This is a genomic window from Phytopseudomonas flavescens (genome assembly GCF_900100535.1).
Taxonomy (GTDB): Bacteria; Pseudomonadota; Gammaproteobacteria; order Pseudomonadales; family Pseudomonadaceae; genus Aquipseudomonas; species Aquipseudomonas flavescens.
Window position 1 is genome coordinate 49,928 of sequence record NZ_FNDG01000001.1, and the last position, 14,875, is coordinate 64,802.

At 64.6% G+C, this 14,875-nt stretch carries 15 protein-coding genes; 7 read left to right on the top strand and 8 right to left on the bottom strand.

Going from position 1 to position 14,875, the window contains the following annotated elements:
- Nucleotides 1-68: 68 nt before the first annotated feature.
- Nucleotides 69-965 (bottom strand): DMT family transporter, encoded by an 897-nt coding sequence (locus BLR94_RS00215; RefSeq protein WP_244158038.1) that lies wholly within the window; start codon nucleotides 963-965, stop codon nucleotides 69-71.
- 83 nt (nucleotides 966-1,048) lie between these two features.
- Here BLR94_RS00215 and BLR94_RS00220 point away from each other — a divergent pair, with 83 nt between their 5' ends.
- The 3 genes from BLR94_RS00220 to BLR94_RS00230 all read left to right on the top strand — a co-directional run bounded on the left by BLR94_RS00220 (nucleotide 1,049) and on the right by BLR94_RS00230 (nucleotide 3,576).
- Nucleotides 1,049-2,380, top strand: a complete 1,332-nt coding sequence (locus BLR94_RS00220; RefSeq protein ID WP_084306431.1) for an aminotransferase-like domain-containing protein — start codon at nucleotides 1,049-1,051, stop codon at nucleotides 2,378-2,380.
- A gap of 431 nt (nucleotides 2,381-2,811) precedes the next feature.
- Nucleotides 2,812-3,054, top strand: a complete 243-nt coding sequence (locus BLR94_RS00225; RefSeq protein WP_084306432.1) for a hypothetical protein — start codon at nucleotides 2,812-2,814, stop codon at nucleotides 3,052-3,054.
- Nucleotides 3,055-3,342: 288 nt separating this feature from the next.
- Complete coding sequence (locus BLR94_RS00230) at nucleotides 3,343-3,576, top strand: hypothetical protein (RefSeq protein WP_084306433.1); 234 nt, start codon at nucleotides 3,343-3,345, stop codon at nucleotides 3,574-3,576.
- A 183-nt stretch (nucleotides 3,577-3,759) separates the two neighbouring features.
- Here the strand turns inward: BLR94_RS00230 and BLR94_RS00235 are convergent, their stop codons facing one another.
- On the bottom strand, nucleotides 3,760-4,299 hold the full coding sequence (locus BLR94_RS00235; protein ID WP_139207389.1) for a DUF6630 family protein: 540 nt from the start codon (nucleotides 4,297-4,299) through the stop codon (nucleotides 3,760-3,762).
- Nucleotides 4,300-4,463: 164 nt separating this feature from the next.
- Complete coding sequence (locus tag BLR94_RS00240) at nucleotides 4,464-5,624, bottom strand: MFS transporter (RefSeq protein ID WP_084306435.1); 1,161 nt, start codon at nucleotides 5,622-5,624, stop codon at nucleotides 4,464-4,466.
- 94 nt (nucleotides 5,625-5,718) lie between these two features.
- Here BLR94_RS00240 and BLR94_RS00245 point away from each other — a divergent pair, with 94 nt between their 5' ends.
- A complete protein-coding gene (locus BLR94_RS00245; RefSeq protein ID WP_084306436.1) occupies nucleotides 5,719-6,612 on the top strand; it encodes a LysR family transcriptional regulator in 894 nt (297 codons plus the stop codon).
- Nucleotides 6,613-6,703: 91 nt separating this feature from the next.
- On the opposite strand, the gene BLR94_RS28135 is transcribed toward BLR94_RS00245, so the two are convergent.
- The 3 genes from BLR94_RS28135 to BLR94_RS00260 form a co-directional block, all read right to left on the bottom strand.
- Nucleotides 6,704-8,011, bottom strand: coding sequence for a methyl-accepting chemotaxis protein (locus BLR94_RS28135; protein WP_084306437.1), 1,308 nt, complete (start codon nucleotides 8,009-8,011; stop codon nucleotides 6,704-6,706).
- A 219-nt stretch (nucleotides 8,012-8,230) separates the two neighbouring features.
- Entirely contained in the window at nucleotides 8,231-8,446 is a 216-nt protein-coding gene (locus BLR94_RS00255) for a hypothetical protein (protein WP_084306438.1), read from the bottom strand.
- Between the two features lie 103 nt (nucleotides 8,447-8,549).
- The gene (locus BLR94_RS00260) at nucleotides 8,550-9,050 is read right to left on the bottom strand and encodes a MarR family winged helix-turn-helix transcriptional regulator (protein ID WP_084306439.1); all 501 of its coding nucleotides are present in this window, start codon (nucleotides 9,048-9,050) and stop codon (nucleotides 8,550-8,552) included.
- Nucleotides 9,051-9,133: 83 nt separating this feature from the next.
- On the opposite strand from BLR94_RS00260, the gene BLR94_RS00265 reads away from it, so the two are divergent.
- The 3 genes from BLR94_RS00265 (at nucleotide 9,134) to BLR94_RS00275 (ending at nucleotide 12,280) form a co-directional block, all read left to right on the top strand.
- Entirely contained in the window at nucleotides 9,134-10,036 is a 903-nt protein-coding gene (locus BLR94_RS00265; RefSeq protein ID WP_084306440.1) for a DMT family transporter, read from the top strand.
- Nucleotides 10,033-11,184 (top strand): MFS transporter, encoded by a 1,152-nt coding sequence (locus BLR94_RS00270; protein WP_084306441.1) that lies wholly within the window; start codon nucleotides 10,033-10,035, stop codon nucleotides 11,182-11,184. Before BLR94_RS00265 ends, BLR94_RS00270 begins: the two co-directional genes overlap by 4 nt.
- A 70-nt stretch (nucleotides 11,185-11,254) precedes the next feature.
- Nucleotides 11,255-12,280 carry an apurinic/apyrimidinic endonuclease family protein gene (locus BLR94_RS00275; RefSeq protein ID WP_084306442.1) on the top strand — a complete coding sequence of 342 codons (1,026 nt, stop codon included), beginning with the start codon at nucleotides 11,255-11,257 and terminating at the stop codon, nucleotides 12,278-12,280.
- A 90-nt stretch (nucleotides 12,281-12,370) separates the two neighbouring features.
- Here the strand turns inward: BLR94_RS00275 and BLR94_RS00280 are convergent, their stop codons facing one another.
- Complete coding sequence (locus tag BLR94_RS00280; RefSeq protein WP_084306443.1) at nucleotides 12,371-13,807, bottom strand: efflux transporter outer membrane subunit; 1,437 nt, start codon at nucleotides 13,805-13,807, stop codon at nucleotides 12,371-12,373.
- A 1-nt stretch (nucleotide 13,808) separates the two neighbouring features.
- Nucleotides 13,809-14,867 (bottom strand): HlyD family secretion protein, encoded by a 1,059-nt coding sequence (locus tag BLR94_RS00285; protein WP_084306553.1) that lies wholly within the window; start codon nucleotides 14,865-14,867, stop codon nucleotides 13,809-13,811.
- Between the last annotated feature and the right edge of the window lie 8 nt (nucleotides 14,868-14,875).

The following is a 14,875-nucleotide window of genomic DNA, read 5'->3' on the forward strand; positions in this document are numbered from 1 at the left end:
AAGTCGGCGCGATGGATGCCGGGCGTGCGACGATTGCCCAAGCAGGCGCTGTAATTTTCAGGCAATCGCTACGTCGAGAACTTCTTCGCGCCAGCGACGCAAAGAATGACAGCAACTGTCACACCCAGCATCCCAATACTCACGCTCTCATGCAGCAGGGTCGCGGCGAGTGCGAGACCGAAGAACGGCTGTAACAGTTGCAGTTGACCAACCGCCGCGATGCCCCCCAAAGCCAGGCCGCGATACCAGAACACGAAGCCGATCAGCATGCTGAACAAAGATACGTATGCAAGGCTGATCCAGGCGGGGGCCGAGATGCCCGAGAGGTTTGCCGGCATCCTGTACACCGTCAGCGCAACCATTGCTGGCAGCGATAGAACCAGAGCCCAGGAAATCACCTGCCAGCCGCCAAGAACTTTCGACAGTTTAGCTCCTTCGGCGTACCCGAGCCCACAGGCCACTATTGCAAGTAGCATCAGAACATCGCCCTCGGGTGAAGCGGTCAGTCCCTGAGAGACTGCAAAGCCGACAACAAGCAGGCTGCCCAGACTGGAGAAAATCCAAAAGGCCAAACGTGGGCGCTCACCTCCACGTAATACGCCAAAAGCCGCAGTGGCAAGAGGTAACAATCCGAGGAAGACAATGGAGTAGGCAGAGGTGACGTACTGCAAAGCCATCGCCGTCAGCAGCGGGAAGCCAACAACCACTCCAAAAGCTACCACAGCCAATGGAATGAGTTGGCTACGTATTGGGCGCTTCTCCCGAAACAGCAGGAGCAGCGTCAACCCCAGCAGGCCAGCAATGGTCGCGCGTGCGACTGTCAAAAACACTGGGTCAAATTCCAGGACAGCGACTCGAGTAGCGGGCAGCGAACCGCTGAAGATCAGCACGCCTATGAGTCCATTGATCCAGCCACTGGCGCTCTTGTCGTTGAACTGTCCGGATAAGTTGGTTGTGTTGCTCACGACTCGTACCTCGCTGCCTGGATGGAAGAAGAGTACGATCCGCCTTGCACTACAATCAAAAAATTGTAATGGATACATGTCCCATGCCTCGGTCGCGTTACAAAGCCATAGTTGACGCCCTTGCCGCTGACATACGCGCCGGAAAGCTCTCCCCCGGCACTCGCCTCCTCACCCACCGTGAGCTCTCGAAGAAAGAAGGGGTCGCGCTGGTAACCGCCAGCCGCATCTACGCAGAGCTTGAGCAGATGGGGCTTGTGAGTGGAGAAACTGGCCGCGGCACCTTCGTTCGCGAGACGTCCCTGCCGCAGGGCCATGGTGTCGACCAGCAGAACGTCGTCGCAGGGATGATCGACCTCAACTTCAACTACCCCTCACTTCCCGGGCAAGCCGAATTGCTACGCACGGCACTCCGACAATTGGCTCTGTCAGGTGACCTTGAATCGCTCCTGCGCTATCAGCCGCATGGAGGACGATTGCATGAGCGCGCAGCTGTAGCGCGCCACCTCAAAAATCTAGGTCTCGTCATCGAGCCATCTCTAGTCATGTTGGTAAATGGTGCTCAGCATGGTCTGGCAATAACGCTGATGGGGTTGTTCCGGCCAGGCGACGTTATTGCTGCCGATGCATTGAGCTATCCGGGGTTCAAGGTTCTTGCCGAAACCCTGCACCTCGAGATTGTCGCGGTTCCCTTATCAGGAAACGGCCCCGATCTCAGTGCACTGGAACGTCTTTGCAAAAGCAGGCCTGTTCGCGCGATCTACACGATGCCGACCCTGCATAATCCGCTTAGCTGGGTGATGGAGCTGAGCGAGCGGGAGCGCCTGACGTCCATTGCCAGAAAACATGACCTGACAATCATTGAGGATGCAGCCTATGCCTATCTGGTTGAGGCCGCCCCAGCGCCTTTGGCGCAGCTTGCCCCGGAGCGCACGGTGTATATCTCCGGGTTTTCGAAGAGCGTCGCAACGGGGCTGCGCGTTGGTTTTGTCGCGGCGCCAGCTAACCTGATTCCAAGCCTGGAGCGGACAATCCGCGCGACAACCTGGAATACGCCTGGCATCCTTACCGCTATCACCACCGCCTGGCTGGATGACGGTACGGTTGCCAGGCTGGAAGTTGAAAAGCGCCAGGATGCACAATCACGACAAGCACTGGCTGCGACAGCACTCAAAGGCATTCACTACGTGAGCCATCCGTCCTCTTACTTCCTGTGGCTACCCTTGGCCGAGGAGGCACGTGCCGACAGAATCACGGTGGCGCTGATGCAGGAGCGGATATCCGTGTCCACGGCAGAGCCATTTTCCACTTCGCTGCATGTACCACATGCGATCCGACTGGCACTTGGGTCAGTTGATATACAGTCGCTGGAGCCTGCGTTGAAACGAGTGGCCTCGGTTATCCGCTTCTACTCGTGACTTCTTGGGTCAACGGCAGCGATTGGCGGCGATAGAAGCCCCGCGGTTCCCCCAGCCCTCAAACCTTGCCCATTCCCTCCCCACCAAGTTACAGTCCCGCCCGTCACGGTAAATCCCGTGACCGGGTGTAGGAACCCGTTTCCCACGAAGGCGCGGTAGCGCCATAGCCGAGAGCAGGCGCTTTTTTTGTGCCTGCTGTTTTCTCGCGCATTTATGGCGGGCCGTGTGAGGCAGGCCTCGGCCTGGCCGGCGTCCTTCGTGGCCGGTATTCCTACCCTTGCACGGTCCGCCACCCATACCCGTAGGAAGGTTGGTCGGCGGCTCCTTAAATTCACGAAGGAGCATAAGGAAAATGCACTATCCCCCTTTTACCCAAGGGCTCCGCCCTGGGCTGCTGGCTGTCGTGTCGACTTCCGTTCTGGAGGTGCTGCATGAGCCGCTCTAAGTCCGTCATCGTTCCTTTCCCTACGCCGCCGAATCCGTTGCAGCGCCACGTGGCCGATGATGGCTGGATCCTGGCTGCGGCCGAGTACCGGGCGGCGCTGTTGGCCAAGCTGCTCAGGCGTATACCGCAACAGGAACTGGCGGACACCTCCAGCGTGCTGCTCAGCGAGCTGGTGGTGCTGTACCGCCAGGCCATCAACCAGACGCACGGGAGGGCCGGGCCGGAGTAAGTCGGCGGCGGGTCATCGCATCTGCAACGACTTGACCTTGGCTGGCGTGGTCAATGCCACGCGCTTCGCCCCTGCCCGGCCGAATGCCGACGATTTCGCGGCGAGCGTGGCAGCGCCTGGTGCCGGCGCAGCGCTCCGCAAAATCGGTGCGCGTGGCGAAGAGAGGGCAAAAGCGAGCGCCGATGCGGTAGGCTTGCCGCTCCAGGCCGGCAGGCAGTCCTTGCCGGCCGCCGCTGCCGGGGCTCACCCACAGCGTTCGACCGCCACCGACTCCAAGCAAGGGGCAATATGGGCCAGCGCCACACGCAAATACTGAAGAACGATCTCAAGGCAATCGCGGAGGACCTGAAATGGGCTTCGGTGGACCTGGTAAAGATCGCGGAGCGGCTCAGGGGCACGGAAAGCGAGGCGGATGCCTGGGCCATCCTGCGCATGGTCGGGGTGCTGATCAATGGCGAGGAGCGGTTGAACAAGTATGCCAGCGAGATCAAGTCCGGGCGGATCATCCGCTCCAAGGGCTGAACACCCTCCTGTGAGCACGCCATGCGCGCGATCACGGGCATGGAACGTTCGCACGGAGACAGGCTGGGCTTCGACTTCTGCCTTGTCGCTGCCCATTCCTCGCAAAGCGCGCAGAGTAATCAAGGACAGACCACGATGTATTCGCAGTGCTCTGCACGCCGGCGCATGACGTATGAACTCGTATTAGAAGCTCTGCAGGCTCACCGGGATATCAGCCGCCTTCGCCAGTTCGATGAGGTGCGCGATCTGTGCCTGACCGACGATAAAACCCGCGTATTCATCGCCGCCGGTGTCCATATGCAAGTAGCGCAGGCCGTGGGGCTGGAGCCAGCAGTCGAACTCGCTCAGGATTTCATTCAACGGCAAGCCATTGGCATTCGAGTAGATATAGGGAATGGAGATGCCGGCGGCCCGGACGAGATAAGGTGCCAGGTACTCGAACGTATCGAGGCCTCGGATATCGCAGGCCATAAGGGTCAGGTGAGCCAACTTCTGCCCGCGATGGTCGTCGATCAGCCCCTGGTAAACGGCCGTGCTGGTGCACTCGCCTTTATTGAGTTTTCGTATGATGCGCCGCACCAACCTGTCGCGCTCGGCCTCTGGCAGGCGGCCCAGTAGTGCTTCGACGAAGGCCTTCAAGGCACGACGCTGATCAGGCAGATCCGGCCGCAGTGCTTTGAAACACTCGCTATCGCTGAGATCGGTTTGCTCCGGTGCTGGCATGCTGAAACGCCCACCGAAAAGCCGATTCCACAGTCCCATTTGCTAAACCTCGCGCGCGTTCGTGCATACAGCCTGGTATTCGGATACGGAAACATCCTCGCTGAAAAGCAAACGAAAAAGAGACAAATTTTTAATCTGTACCCTACGCAGATGTTCACTCTCTCCTATACGGTCGCCGCCGTTCTACCGCGCCAGGCGAAGCCCAGCACCATCAACAGCCCCAGCGCCGCCATCGCCGCACCCGCCAGGGAGATCGCCGGGTAGCCTAGCCCTGCGTTGATCACCGCGCCGCCCAGCGCCGCACCAATCGCGTTGCCGAAGTTGAAGGCGCCGATATTCACCGCCGAGGCCAGGTTGGGTGCGCCTTTGGCGGCGTCCATCACGCGCATCTGCAGCGGCGGCACAATGGCGAAGCTGGCGATACCCCAGATCAGGATGGCCAGCGCGGCCGGCAGTGGCCAGCGCATCAACACGGTGAACGCCAGCAAGACGATAATCAGCACGCTCAGCGAAACGATCAGGGTGCGGTCTATCGAACGGTCGGCGGCCTTGCCACCCCACATGTTGCCCAACGTGAGGCCCACGCCATAGAGCACCAGCATGGCGGTGATAAAGGCGGTGGAGGCATGGGTCTCGCTGTTGAGGATCGGCGCGATATAGGTGAACACGGTGAACATCGCACTCGAGCCGACCACGGTCAGGGCCAATGCCCCCAGGACCGGGCCACGGCCCAGTGCGCGAACTTCGGCCATTACACCGACGCTTTTCGGCGCCGGCAGGTTGGGCAAGGCGAACCACAATGCGGCCATGGCCAGCACGCCGAGGCCGGTAATCCCCCAGAAAGCGGTGCGCCAGCCGAACAGCTCGCCAAACCAGGCGGCCAGCGGCACACCGCCAATGGTCGCCAGGGTCAGGCCCATGAACATCGCCGCGACCGCCCCGGCCCGTTTCTCCGCGGCGACCACGCTGGCGGCGACGATGGAGCCAACGCCGAAGAACGCGCCATGGTTCAGCGAGGTCACCACCCTGGCGACCAACAGGCTGGTGTAATCGGTGGCCAGGGCGGACATCAGGTTGCCCAGGGTGAAAATCGCCATGAGACCGATCAGCAGATAGCGCCGGGGAATCCGGCCGGTGGTCAGGGTCATCAGCGGCGCGCCGAGCAGGACGCCCAGGGCGTAGGCACTGACCAGCAGGCCGGCAGCGGGAATGGACACGCCGAGATCCGCGGCGATGCCCGGCAACATGCCCATGGGGGCGAACTCGGTAACGCCGATGCCGAAGGCGCCCATGGCGAGTGCTACGAGGGGTGGATTGATACGCATGGCAAACTCCTTATCTATGCTGCGAATGCTACGATCCAGCCTTTTCAGGCGCTAGGTGGCATTTCTGGCATGCACCTTTGCCCAAGGAGCACAAATGGACGTCAACGGCAGGTCAGGTGAAATGGGCGTGTTCGTCACGGTGGCGCAACAGGGCAGCCTGTCGGCCGCCGCACGTGCACTGGGGCTGACACCCTCGGCGGTGAGCCGGATCATCGCCCGCACGGAACAACGTCTCGGCACTCGCCTGCTGCTGCGTACCACCCGGGCGATCACCCTGACGGCCGAAGGCGAGGCTTACCTGCGTGGTGCCAGGCGCATCCTCGCCGACCTGGCCGAGGTCGAAGACGCCATCGCCGATCAGGGCATGCCCAGGGGCCGCCTGCGGGTCAGCGCCGCCCTCGGCCATGGGCGACTGGCCATCGTGCCCCTGGTGGCGGCCTTCAGCGCCCGCTACCCGAACATCCTCGTCGACCTCACCCTCGGCGACGAAGTGGTCGACATTCTCGGTGGCCAGGCCGATGTCGCCCTACGCTTCGGCCATCTGCCCGACAGCCCGTTGACCGCGCGCAGGATCGGCGACACCGGCCAGGTGGTGGTGGCCTCGCCCGACTACCTGAAGCGCCACGGTACGCCCCAGGAACCGGAAGACCTGCTGCGGCACAACTGCCTGCGCTTCAACTTCCGCCGTGCCGAACCCAACTGGCCGTTCGTGCGCGACGGCGTGGCGTTCTCCCTGAAGGTCGGCGGCACTATCGAATGCAGCAGTGGCGAGGCGCTGGCGCAGCTGGCCCGCGTAGGCGCCGGCATCGCGCGCATCGGCGCATTCAGCGTGAGCGACGACCTGCAGCGCGGCGACCTGGTGCCGCTGCTGGAAGCCTGCAACCCCGGCGACCGGGAGCCGATTCATGCGGTATTCGTCGGTGGCGCGACGATGCCGGCACGGGTGCGGGCGTTCGTGGATTTCCTGCTGGAACAGCACCGGCTGTAGGCCCTGGCGGGCCGCCATGGGCCTCACCACGCCTCAACAGGAAACCGCGCAGCGTGGGCTGCAACCGGGGTTCCATCCCCGTACGGCGAAATCAGGCCCGCATCATATTGGCCGCCTGCTCGGTGGCCTCGGTGGTTCGTGTCGCCAGCTTGCGCACCTCATCGGCGACCACCGCGAACCCTCTCCCCGCTTCACCCGCGCGGGCAGCCTCGATCGCGGCGTTCAGTGCCAGCAGGTTGGTCTGGCTGGCAATGCTCTGGATGGTGCCGACGATCTGGGTCAGCTTGGCGATGTTCGACTCCAGCGTGCGCTGGTGAGCCGCCTCGACCTCGCGCATGGCGTTCTGCTGGTGCTGCAGGTCGATATCCACGAGCGCCCCGACCACCCGCAGCGGTGCTCCATGGGCATCGCGTTTGGTCTGGCCGCGTGCCCTGAACCACCGGTACTCGCCGCTCTTCATCTTCAAGCGATACTCGATGTCGAATGGGGTCTTGCCGGAGCGGTCACCCAGGTGTGCCTGGAACGCTTCGATGCTGTAGGCCTTGTCCTCGGGATGCAGGCGCGACGCCCAGCTGTCGAGCACGTCGGGGAATTCCTCGACGGTCTCGAAGCCCAGCAGACGGCGGAACTGCGGAGACCACCAGAACGGGTTCTTCGGGTTGACCGGATCGCCCGCAATCACCTCCATATCCCACAAGCCGTCCGACAGCATCTCCCGGGCCAGTTCGAAGCGGGTGATGATCACATCGTGCTGCTGCTCGCGTTCCAGCTCATCGTGGATGTCGCGCAGTGCCCCGGCGACGCGCAGCGGCATGCCGCGCCCATCGCGCAGGGTTTCGCCCTGGGCAAAGAACCAGCGATAGCTGCCGTCCTTCATGGCCAGGCGATTCCTGACCCGGTAAGGGGTCATGCCGGACTTGTCGTTCAAGTGGCGGGCGAACGCGTCGAGCGTGGCGGCCTTGTCGTCCGGGTGCAGGCGATCAGCCCAGCTGGCCAGCACATTGGGGAAGTCCTGCTCGTTGCGAAAGCCGAGCATCTCCCTGAACTGTTGCGACCACCAGAACCGGTTACGAGGGTTCACCGGGTCTCCCGCGACCACCTCCATATCCCAGAGGCCTTCACTCGAGGCGCGGTTGACGAGGTCGAAGCGGGTTTCCGAGGCCTTGGAGCTGGCGTCGGCTTCAGCCAGCAACAGGCGCGCAGACTCCAGTTCGCGCTCCAGCTCGGCGAGCCGTGCCTCGTTTCGTGCTGCTTTCTGTTCCCGTGAGATCCATTCACGTTGCACCTCTGCCCAGTTGGCCGGGCCACGGCCGGCAGCGCCGTGGGAGGGGCCTGGAAGCGAGGCGGTCAGTTGCTTGAGAGCCTGAAGCTCACTGCGTTTGCGTAATAGATGCAGCATGGTTCGATACTCGGAGTGAAGACGGAAGATGCCGAATCCATGGCAACAAAGTACTTGGCAGGCAGCTGGCTACGCAGGGGCCACCGTAGGCGAGCAGCCAGCGCAGACGGTTCGACCGGCGCAGCCCGGGAAAGGTTGCGGTTTTTCTGACATCATTGTGACATCTGTCATGGGGGCTGTAGCGTGACGCCCGTCGGATCGCCGTCGGCAGCCTGCGGATCACGGCCCGATCACCTGGCGGATCCACGAGGCAGCAGCCACCACCAGGACGATCAGCACCACCAGCAACAGGAAACCGACGAAGCCTGGAAAAAAATACAGGTAGCTGTTGGTGTCGTTGTAGCGCCCGCCGGTGAGGCATTTCAGCACCCATAACCCCAGTGCCCTGAAAACAACCTCGACGATGAAACCGGTGATAGTGGACAGCACTTCCATGACATCTCCTGCTCACCGCGCTGACGGGGCTCGGCCTGTCACCCACGCTGTGCGCGGCGTGCGATGAGCACGCCTGACGGGGTTTCGGCCCGACGACAACGCCCTATCGCCCCCCCTGCTCCAAGCCAGCCAGCAGCTTGCCGGTCAGCCTGTGCAGCTGCTGCTGTTCAGCGACGGTCAGCGCTGCCAGCACCCGCTGCAGGTTGCCGACATGGGCCGCGAGCAGGCCGTCGATCAGTTCGAAACCCGCTGGGGTCAGGGCCACCAGGATGCCACGGCGGTCGCTCGGGTGGCTACGTCGCTCGATCAGGCCGGCCTTTTCCAGGCGGTCGATACGGCTGGTCATGCCGCCGGAGGAGATCATCGCGCTTTCGTACAGCGCGGTGGGCATCAACGCGTAGGGCTCGCCGGAACGGCGCAAGGTCGCGAGCAGGTCGAACTCGCCGGCCTGCAAGCCGTGCTCGGCGAAGAACGGCAGCAGATGATCACGGCTGATCACCTGGGACAGTTCGCCCAGCCGACCGATCACCGCCATGGAGAAGCCGTCCAGATCCGGGCGTTGCCGTTGCCACTGCTCGGCGGCCAGTTGTGCACGATCTTGCATGTCGCCCTCGATTTATCTTGCTATCAAGATACTTTTCAAAAAGAATGTTGCCATCTTAGCGTATTCACCGGATGAGACCAGCCATGCCACCTGCCAATTCACGCCCGCTACTGGCACTCATGCTGTTGCTCGCCATCGGCGCGCTGATGGGGCTGACCAGCAATCTGGTGAAGCTGGCCAGTGCAGCCGGCTGGGCGCCGCTGGCCTACCTGTTGTGGAGCCTGCTGGGGGGCGGCCTGCTGCTGCTGGCGTTCACCCGCCTGCGGGGCGAGCCCCCAGGCCTGAGTCCCCGCCTGCAACGCTACTACCTGGCCTCCGGCCTGCTCAGCATCGCCCTGCCCAATGGCCTGCTGTTCAGTTCGATTCCCCAGGTCGGCGCCGGCTTCGCCTCCATGTGCCTGGCGTTTCCGCCGCTGATCACCTACCTGCTGGCCCTGGCGCTGCGCATGGAGCCGCTGAGCCGCGTGCGCCTGCTGGGTATCTGCATTGGCCTGGGCGGCAGCCTGCTGCTGGCACTCGACAAGCTGCGCAGTGGCGACAGCCCGCTGCTGTGGATCGCCGCCGCGCTGGCCGTGCCGGTGTTCCTCGGCCTGGGCAATATTTACCGTTCGCGCTATTGGCCGGCGGGTGCCAGCCCGCTGTCGCTGGCGCCCGGCATGCTGTTCGGTGGCGCGCTGCTCCTGCTGCCGCTGGCCCTGTTCGAGGTCAGCCTCGCCCCGACCCTGGACAGCGTGCTGGCGATCAGCCTGCTGGTGGCGCAGATGGCGCTGTTCGCCATCGTCTACGCCCTGTACTTCGTGCTGCAGAAACTCGCTGGCGCGGTGTACCTCAGCCAGATCGGCTCGGTGGCGGCGATGCTCGGGGCGGCCATGGCGGTGACGCTGCTGGGCGAACGCGGCAGCCTCCCCATGCTGCTGGCAGCATTGTGCATCGTCGGCGGCGTGCTGCTGGTGGCCTGGCGTGGTGCCCAGGAGAACAAACCATGAAACGCCAGTCATTGCTGTTGTTCGCCATCGTGCTGCTCGGCCTCAACCTGCGCCCGGTACTGGCGGCGGTGGGCCCGTTGCTCGACCGCCTCCAGCTCGACAGCGGCCTGGGCCATATTGGCGCCAGCCTGCTGACCAGCTTGCCCGTGGTGATCATGGGCCTGGGTGCCCTGGCGGCCAGCGCCCTGCGCCGCTACCTCGGCGAGCGCACTGGCATCTTCCTCGGCGGGCTGCTGCCTGAGGCAACGCCGCTGATCGCCAGCGCGTTGCTGGCCGGCGCCGGTATCGCCTTCGTGCAGGCGTTGTTGCCAGGGTTGATCAAGGCGCGCTTCGCCGCGGACAGCAGCCGCCTGATCGGTTTCTACAGTTGCGCGATCATGGGCGGTGCGGCCTTCGGTGCGGCGCTCACCCCCTTGTTGGCGCAATGGCTGGGGTGGTCCTGGGCGCTGGCGGCCTGGGGCCTGCCTGCCCTTGCAGCCGCCGCGTTGTGGTGGCGCGCCGCACCTGGCGAAGCGCCTGCGACAACGGCCAACCTGCCGCATCTGGATCTCTGGCGCTCGCCGCGCGCCTGGCTGCTGCTGAGTTTCTTCGGGGTGGGCACCGCTGGCTACACCCTGGTGCTGGCCTGGTTGCCGCCCTACTACACCGCCCTGGGCTGGAGCGCCCAGTCCAGCGGCCTGCTGCTGGCGGCGCTGACGCTCTGCGAGGTGACCGCCGGGCTGTTGGTATCGAGCCTGCTGGCGCGCTTCGCGGACCGCCGCATCCTGCTCGCCGTGGTGCTGGCGTCACTGCTGGCGGGGCTGCTTGGTTTGCTGATCGCGCCGCTGCAGTGGGTCGTGCCGATCTGCATCCTCGTGGGTATCGGCATCGGTGCGCTGTTCCCGCTGTCGCTGGTGGTGGCCCAGGATCATCTCGACGACCCACGCCAGACTGGCGACCTGCTGGCCTTCGTGCAGGGCGGCGGCTACCTGATCGCCGCTTGCGCCCCGCTGCTGGCGGGCCTGCTGCGCCAGTACACCGACGACCTGCGCCTAAGCTGGCTGGCCATGGCGGTGGCCACCCTGGCGCTGATGGCCATGGCGACGCGCTTCAAGCCGGGTAGCGGGCATTTTCATACGCGAGGCGGTCGAGCTTCATCCACGGCATAATCGAAACACTGAGTGATCCACCGCCACGCCGGTCTGAGCGCGCAGCGCTCTCCTGTTTCCGAGGTTCCACATGTCGTCACCCCGCGTCGGCTTCGCCTGCCAATACCGCCACCCTGATCGCAGCCTGCCGGCAGGCGAGTTGAAAATCATCGAGGCAGCGTTCAACCCGCGCACCACGACCCTGCGCTGGATGGACAGCGTCGCCCAGCCGCTCGCGCACGCCAAGCTGATCGAGATCGTCGAGCACAATCTGCAGGCCCAGCTGCGCCTGCTCGCCTATGTCGCCAGCCTGCCGAAGCCGTTGCAGATGCTGCGTCTGAGCAGCGACCTGCTGCCGTTCTACAGCCACCCGAAGGTCAGCGCCTTCTACCGCGCCCCGACGATCCAGCGGCGCCTGATCGAAGGCTTCGCGGCGATAGGCGCGGCTGCCCGCGAGGCGGATATCCGGCTGTCCATGCACCCCGGCCAGTACTGCGTGCTCGGCTCCGACCGGCCGGACGTGGTGGAGAACAGCATCGCCGAGTTCGAGTACCACGCCGACATGATTCGCATGATGGGCTACGGCAGGCGTTTCCAGGATTTCAAATGCAACCTGCACATCGCCGGCAAGCTGGGCGGTGAGGGTATCCGCGCGGTGTGGCCGCGTCTGTCAGAGGAAGCGCGCCACTGCATCACCTTCGAGAACGACGAAAAGACCTATGGCGTCGACGCCTGCCTGGCCCTCGCCGACCTGGCGCCGGTGGTGCTGGACGTGCACCACTGCTGGATCCATGAGGACGACTACATCGACCCGCACGCCGAGCGGGTGGCGCGCATCATCGACAGCTGGCGTGGCGTGCGGCCGACCATGCACCTCTCGCAGCCGCAGGAACGCTTGCAGGAGCTGGGGCTGAGCGCCGAGCGCAAGCTGCAAATGCCCGAGGTACTCAAGGTCGTGCCGAAACGCGAGCTCTACGGCCACAGTGCACGCATGTGGAACCAGTGGACGAACGCCTACGTCCTGCAATTCCTCGACCGCTTCGACATCATGTTCGAGTCCAAGGACAAGAACCTGGCGACCCTGGAATTTCATGAGCGGTACCTGAACGCCGACTAGCCGAATGCGCTTAAGCCGCTTCACATAGCCTCGGTCGAGCGCAGCGACACCCGGGGCTTTTTCCTGGGTATCGCTGCGTTCAACGCCAGGCTACGTCGGGTTTTCATCCCCCTGCCAGCCGCCGCCCAGGGCGCGGTAAAGCGTCACCAACGCCAGCGAGGTGGCCTGGCTGCTATCCACCAGTTCCTCTTCGTTGACGAGCAAGGCGTGCTGCACCGATAGCACGTTGAGGTAGTCCACGGTGCCCTGGGCGTATTGCTGCTCGGCGTTGTCCAGGGCTTCGCGGCTTTGCGCGACGGCTTCGTGCAGGTGATCGTGACGGCGTTGCTGGGCCTGGTAGGCAGCCATGGCGTCGTCCACTTCGTGCCAGGCGCCGAGTACCGTGCGCTGATAGGCGATGGCCGCCTCCTGCTGCTGCGCCTCGCGCAACTGCAGCACGCCTTGCCGTCGGCCGCCATCGAACAATGGCACGCTGACGGACGGGCCGATGGCGAAACGGTGCGCCGACCAGCCATCCAGATCGCTCAACTGCAGGGCCTGCAGGCCGAGGTCACCGGACAGGGTGATGCGTGGATAGAAATCCGCCTGGGCCACGCCGATGCTGGCGGTCGCGCCATGCAGTTGCGCTTCGGCCTGACGAATGTCCGGGCGACGGCTGGCCAGTTCGCTGGGCAGCCCGACCGGCACGCGCAGCGGTCCCTGGGGAATCGCCGCCGGCTCGGCGAGCTCCGGCAGGCCACCGGGTCCCTGGCCGAGCAACAGGCCGAGTGCGTTGATCAGTTGTCGCTCACGCCATTGCAGGGGCTCCAGGCGGGCCTCGAGGGAAGCGACCCTGGCAGCGGCCTCGGCCACTTCGAGGCGCGTGGCCACGCCGTCGGCCAGGCGGGTTCTGTTGAGCTCCAGGCTACGCCGGGCGATCTGCAGGTTCTGCTCGGTAATCACCCGCACCTGCTGCGCCGAACGCAGCTGGATGTAACCCGTAGCGGTCTCCGCCATCACCGCGAGGGCGGCGCCGTCGCGCAGGGCTTCGACACCTTGCAACCGGGCATCGGCGGCTTCTACCTCGCGGCGCACCCGGCCCCACAGGTCGAGCTCCCAGGTCGCGCCCAGGCCCGCCTGCCAGAGGCTGTAGTTTTCCTTGCCGGCATTGCCGGACGGGTCGTTGAGCCCCTCCTCGCTATTGCGCGAACGGCTGTAGCCGCCATTGCCATCGAGCTTCGGCCCGGTAGCCGCGGCGGTACTCTGGCGCATCGCGCGGCTTTGCTGCACGCGGCTGGCGGCGAGCTGCAGATCCAGGTTGCCCGCCAGCGCCCGCCTCACCAGCGCACTCAGTTGCGGGTCGGCGAAGCTGTCCCACCAATGCGCATCGACCGCGCCGGCAACTGGCAGGCTGCGTGCGGCGGCCTCGCTCGCCTTCGGCCAGCGTTCGGGCAGCTGCGCCCTGGGCGCCTGGAAGTTGGGGCCGAGGGTGCAGGCGCCGAGCAGCAACCCGCTGCCGATCAGGCCGACACGAAGGATTCGGTTCATCTCAGTGCGCCTGCGCCAGCTTGTGATCGTCGAGCTCGTGGGTGTCGATGCGCGCCTCCACCGACATCCCCACGCGCAGGTAACCCACCACCGGCTGATCGGCATCGAGCACGATCTTCACCGGAATACGCTGCACCACCTTGGTGAAGTTGCCGGTGGCGTTGTCCGGCGCCACGGCGGCGAAGGTCACCCCGGTGGCGGGCGCCAGGCTCTCGACGTGCCCGCGCAGTTGCAGGTCCGGGTAGCTGTCGACGCTGATGCTCACCGGCTGTCCGGGGCGTACGCGATCGAGCTGGGTTTCCTGGAAGTTGGCAACCACGAAGGCACGCTCCAGGGGCACCACGGCGAGCAACTGGTCGCCAGGGCTGACATAGGCGCCGATGCGCACGGCCCGGCGCCCGACCATGCCATCCATGGGCGCGCGCAGCTCGGTATGCGACAGGTCCAGCTCGGCCCGTTGCAGCTCCGCCCGGGCGCGCTGCACTGCCGCCCGGGCGCTGTCGCGCTGGGCATGCAGAATCGCGGTCTGCTGGCGGGTCGCTTCCAGCGCTGCGTGGTTCTGCAGCTTGCGGGCCTGGGCGGTATCGAAACGGCTCTGCGCCTGCTGGGCATTCTGCAGGGTGCCAGCGCCCTGCCCGGCCAGGTGCTGGTAGCGCTGCAGCTCGCGCTCGGCGAACAGCACTTCGGCCTGATCGGCCTTCACCGTAGCGGCGGCCTGATCGATCAGCGACTGCTGGCGGTCGACGCTGGCTTCGGCGTTGGCCAACTGCGCTTCGGCACTGGCGACGCCGGCGCGGGCCACGTCGAGCGCCGCGCGATAATCACGGTCGTCGATGCGTGCCAGCAATTGGCCGGCGCTCACCCGCTGGTTGTCTTCGGCCAGCAGTTCGTTGATGAAACCGGCGACCTTGGGTGCGACCAGGGTGTAGTCGGCGCTGATGAAGGCATCGTTGGTGCGCTGCTCGAAACGCTCGGCGAACAGCACCTGCCAGGTGCCCCAGAGCAACAGGACGGTGACGGGCAGGCCAATCGACAGAACGGGTTTGCGAAGGATGTTCATGGTCTCGT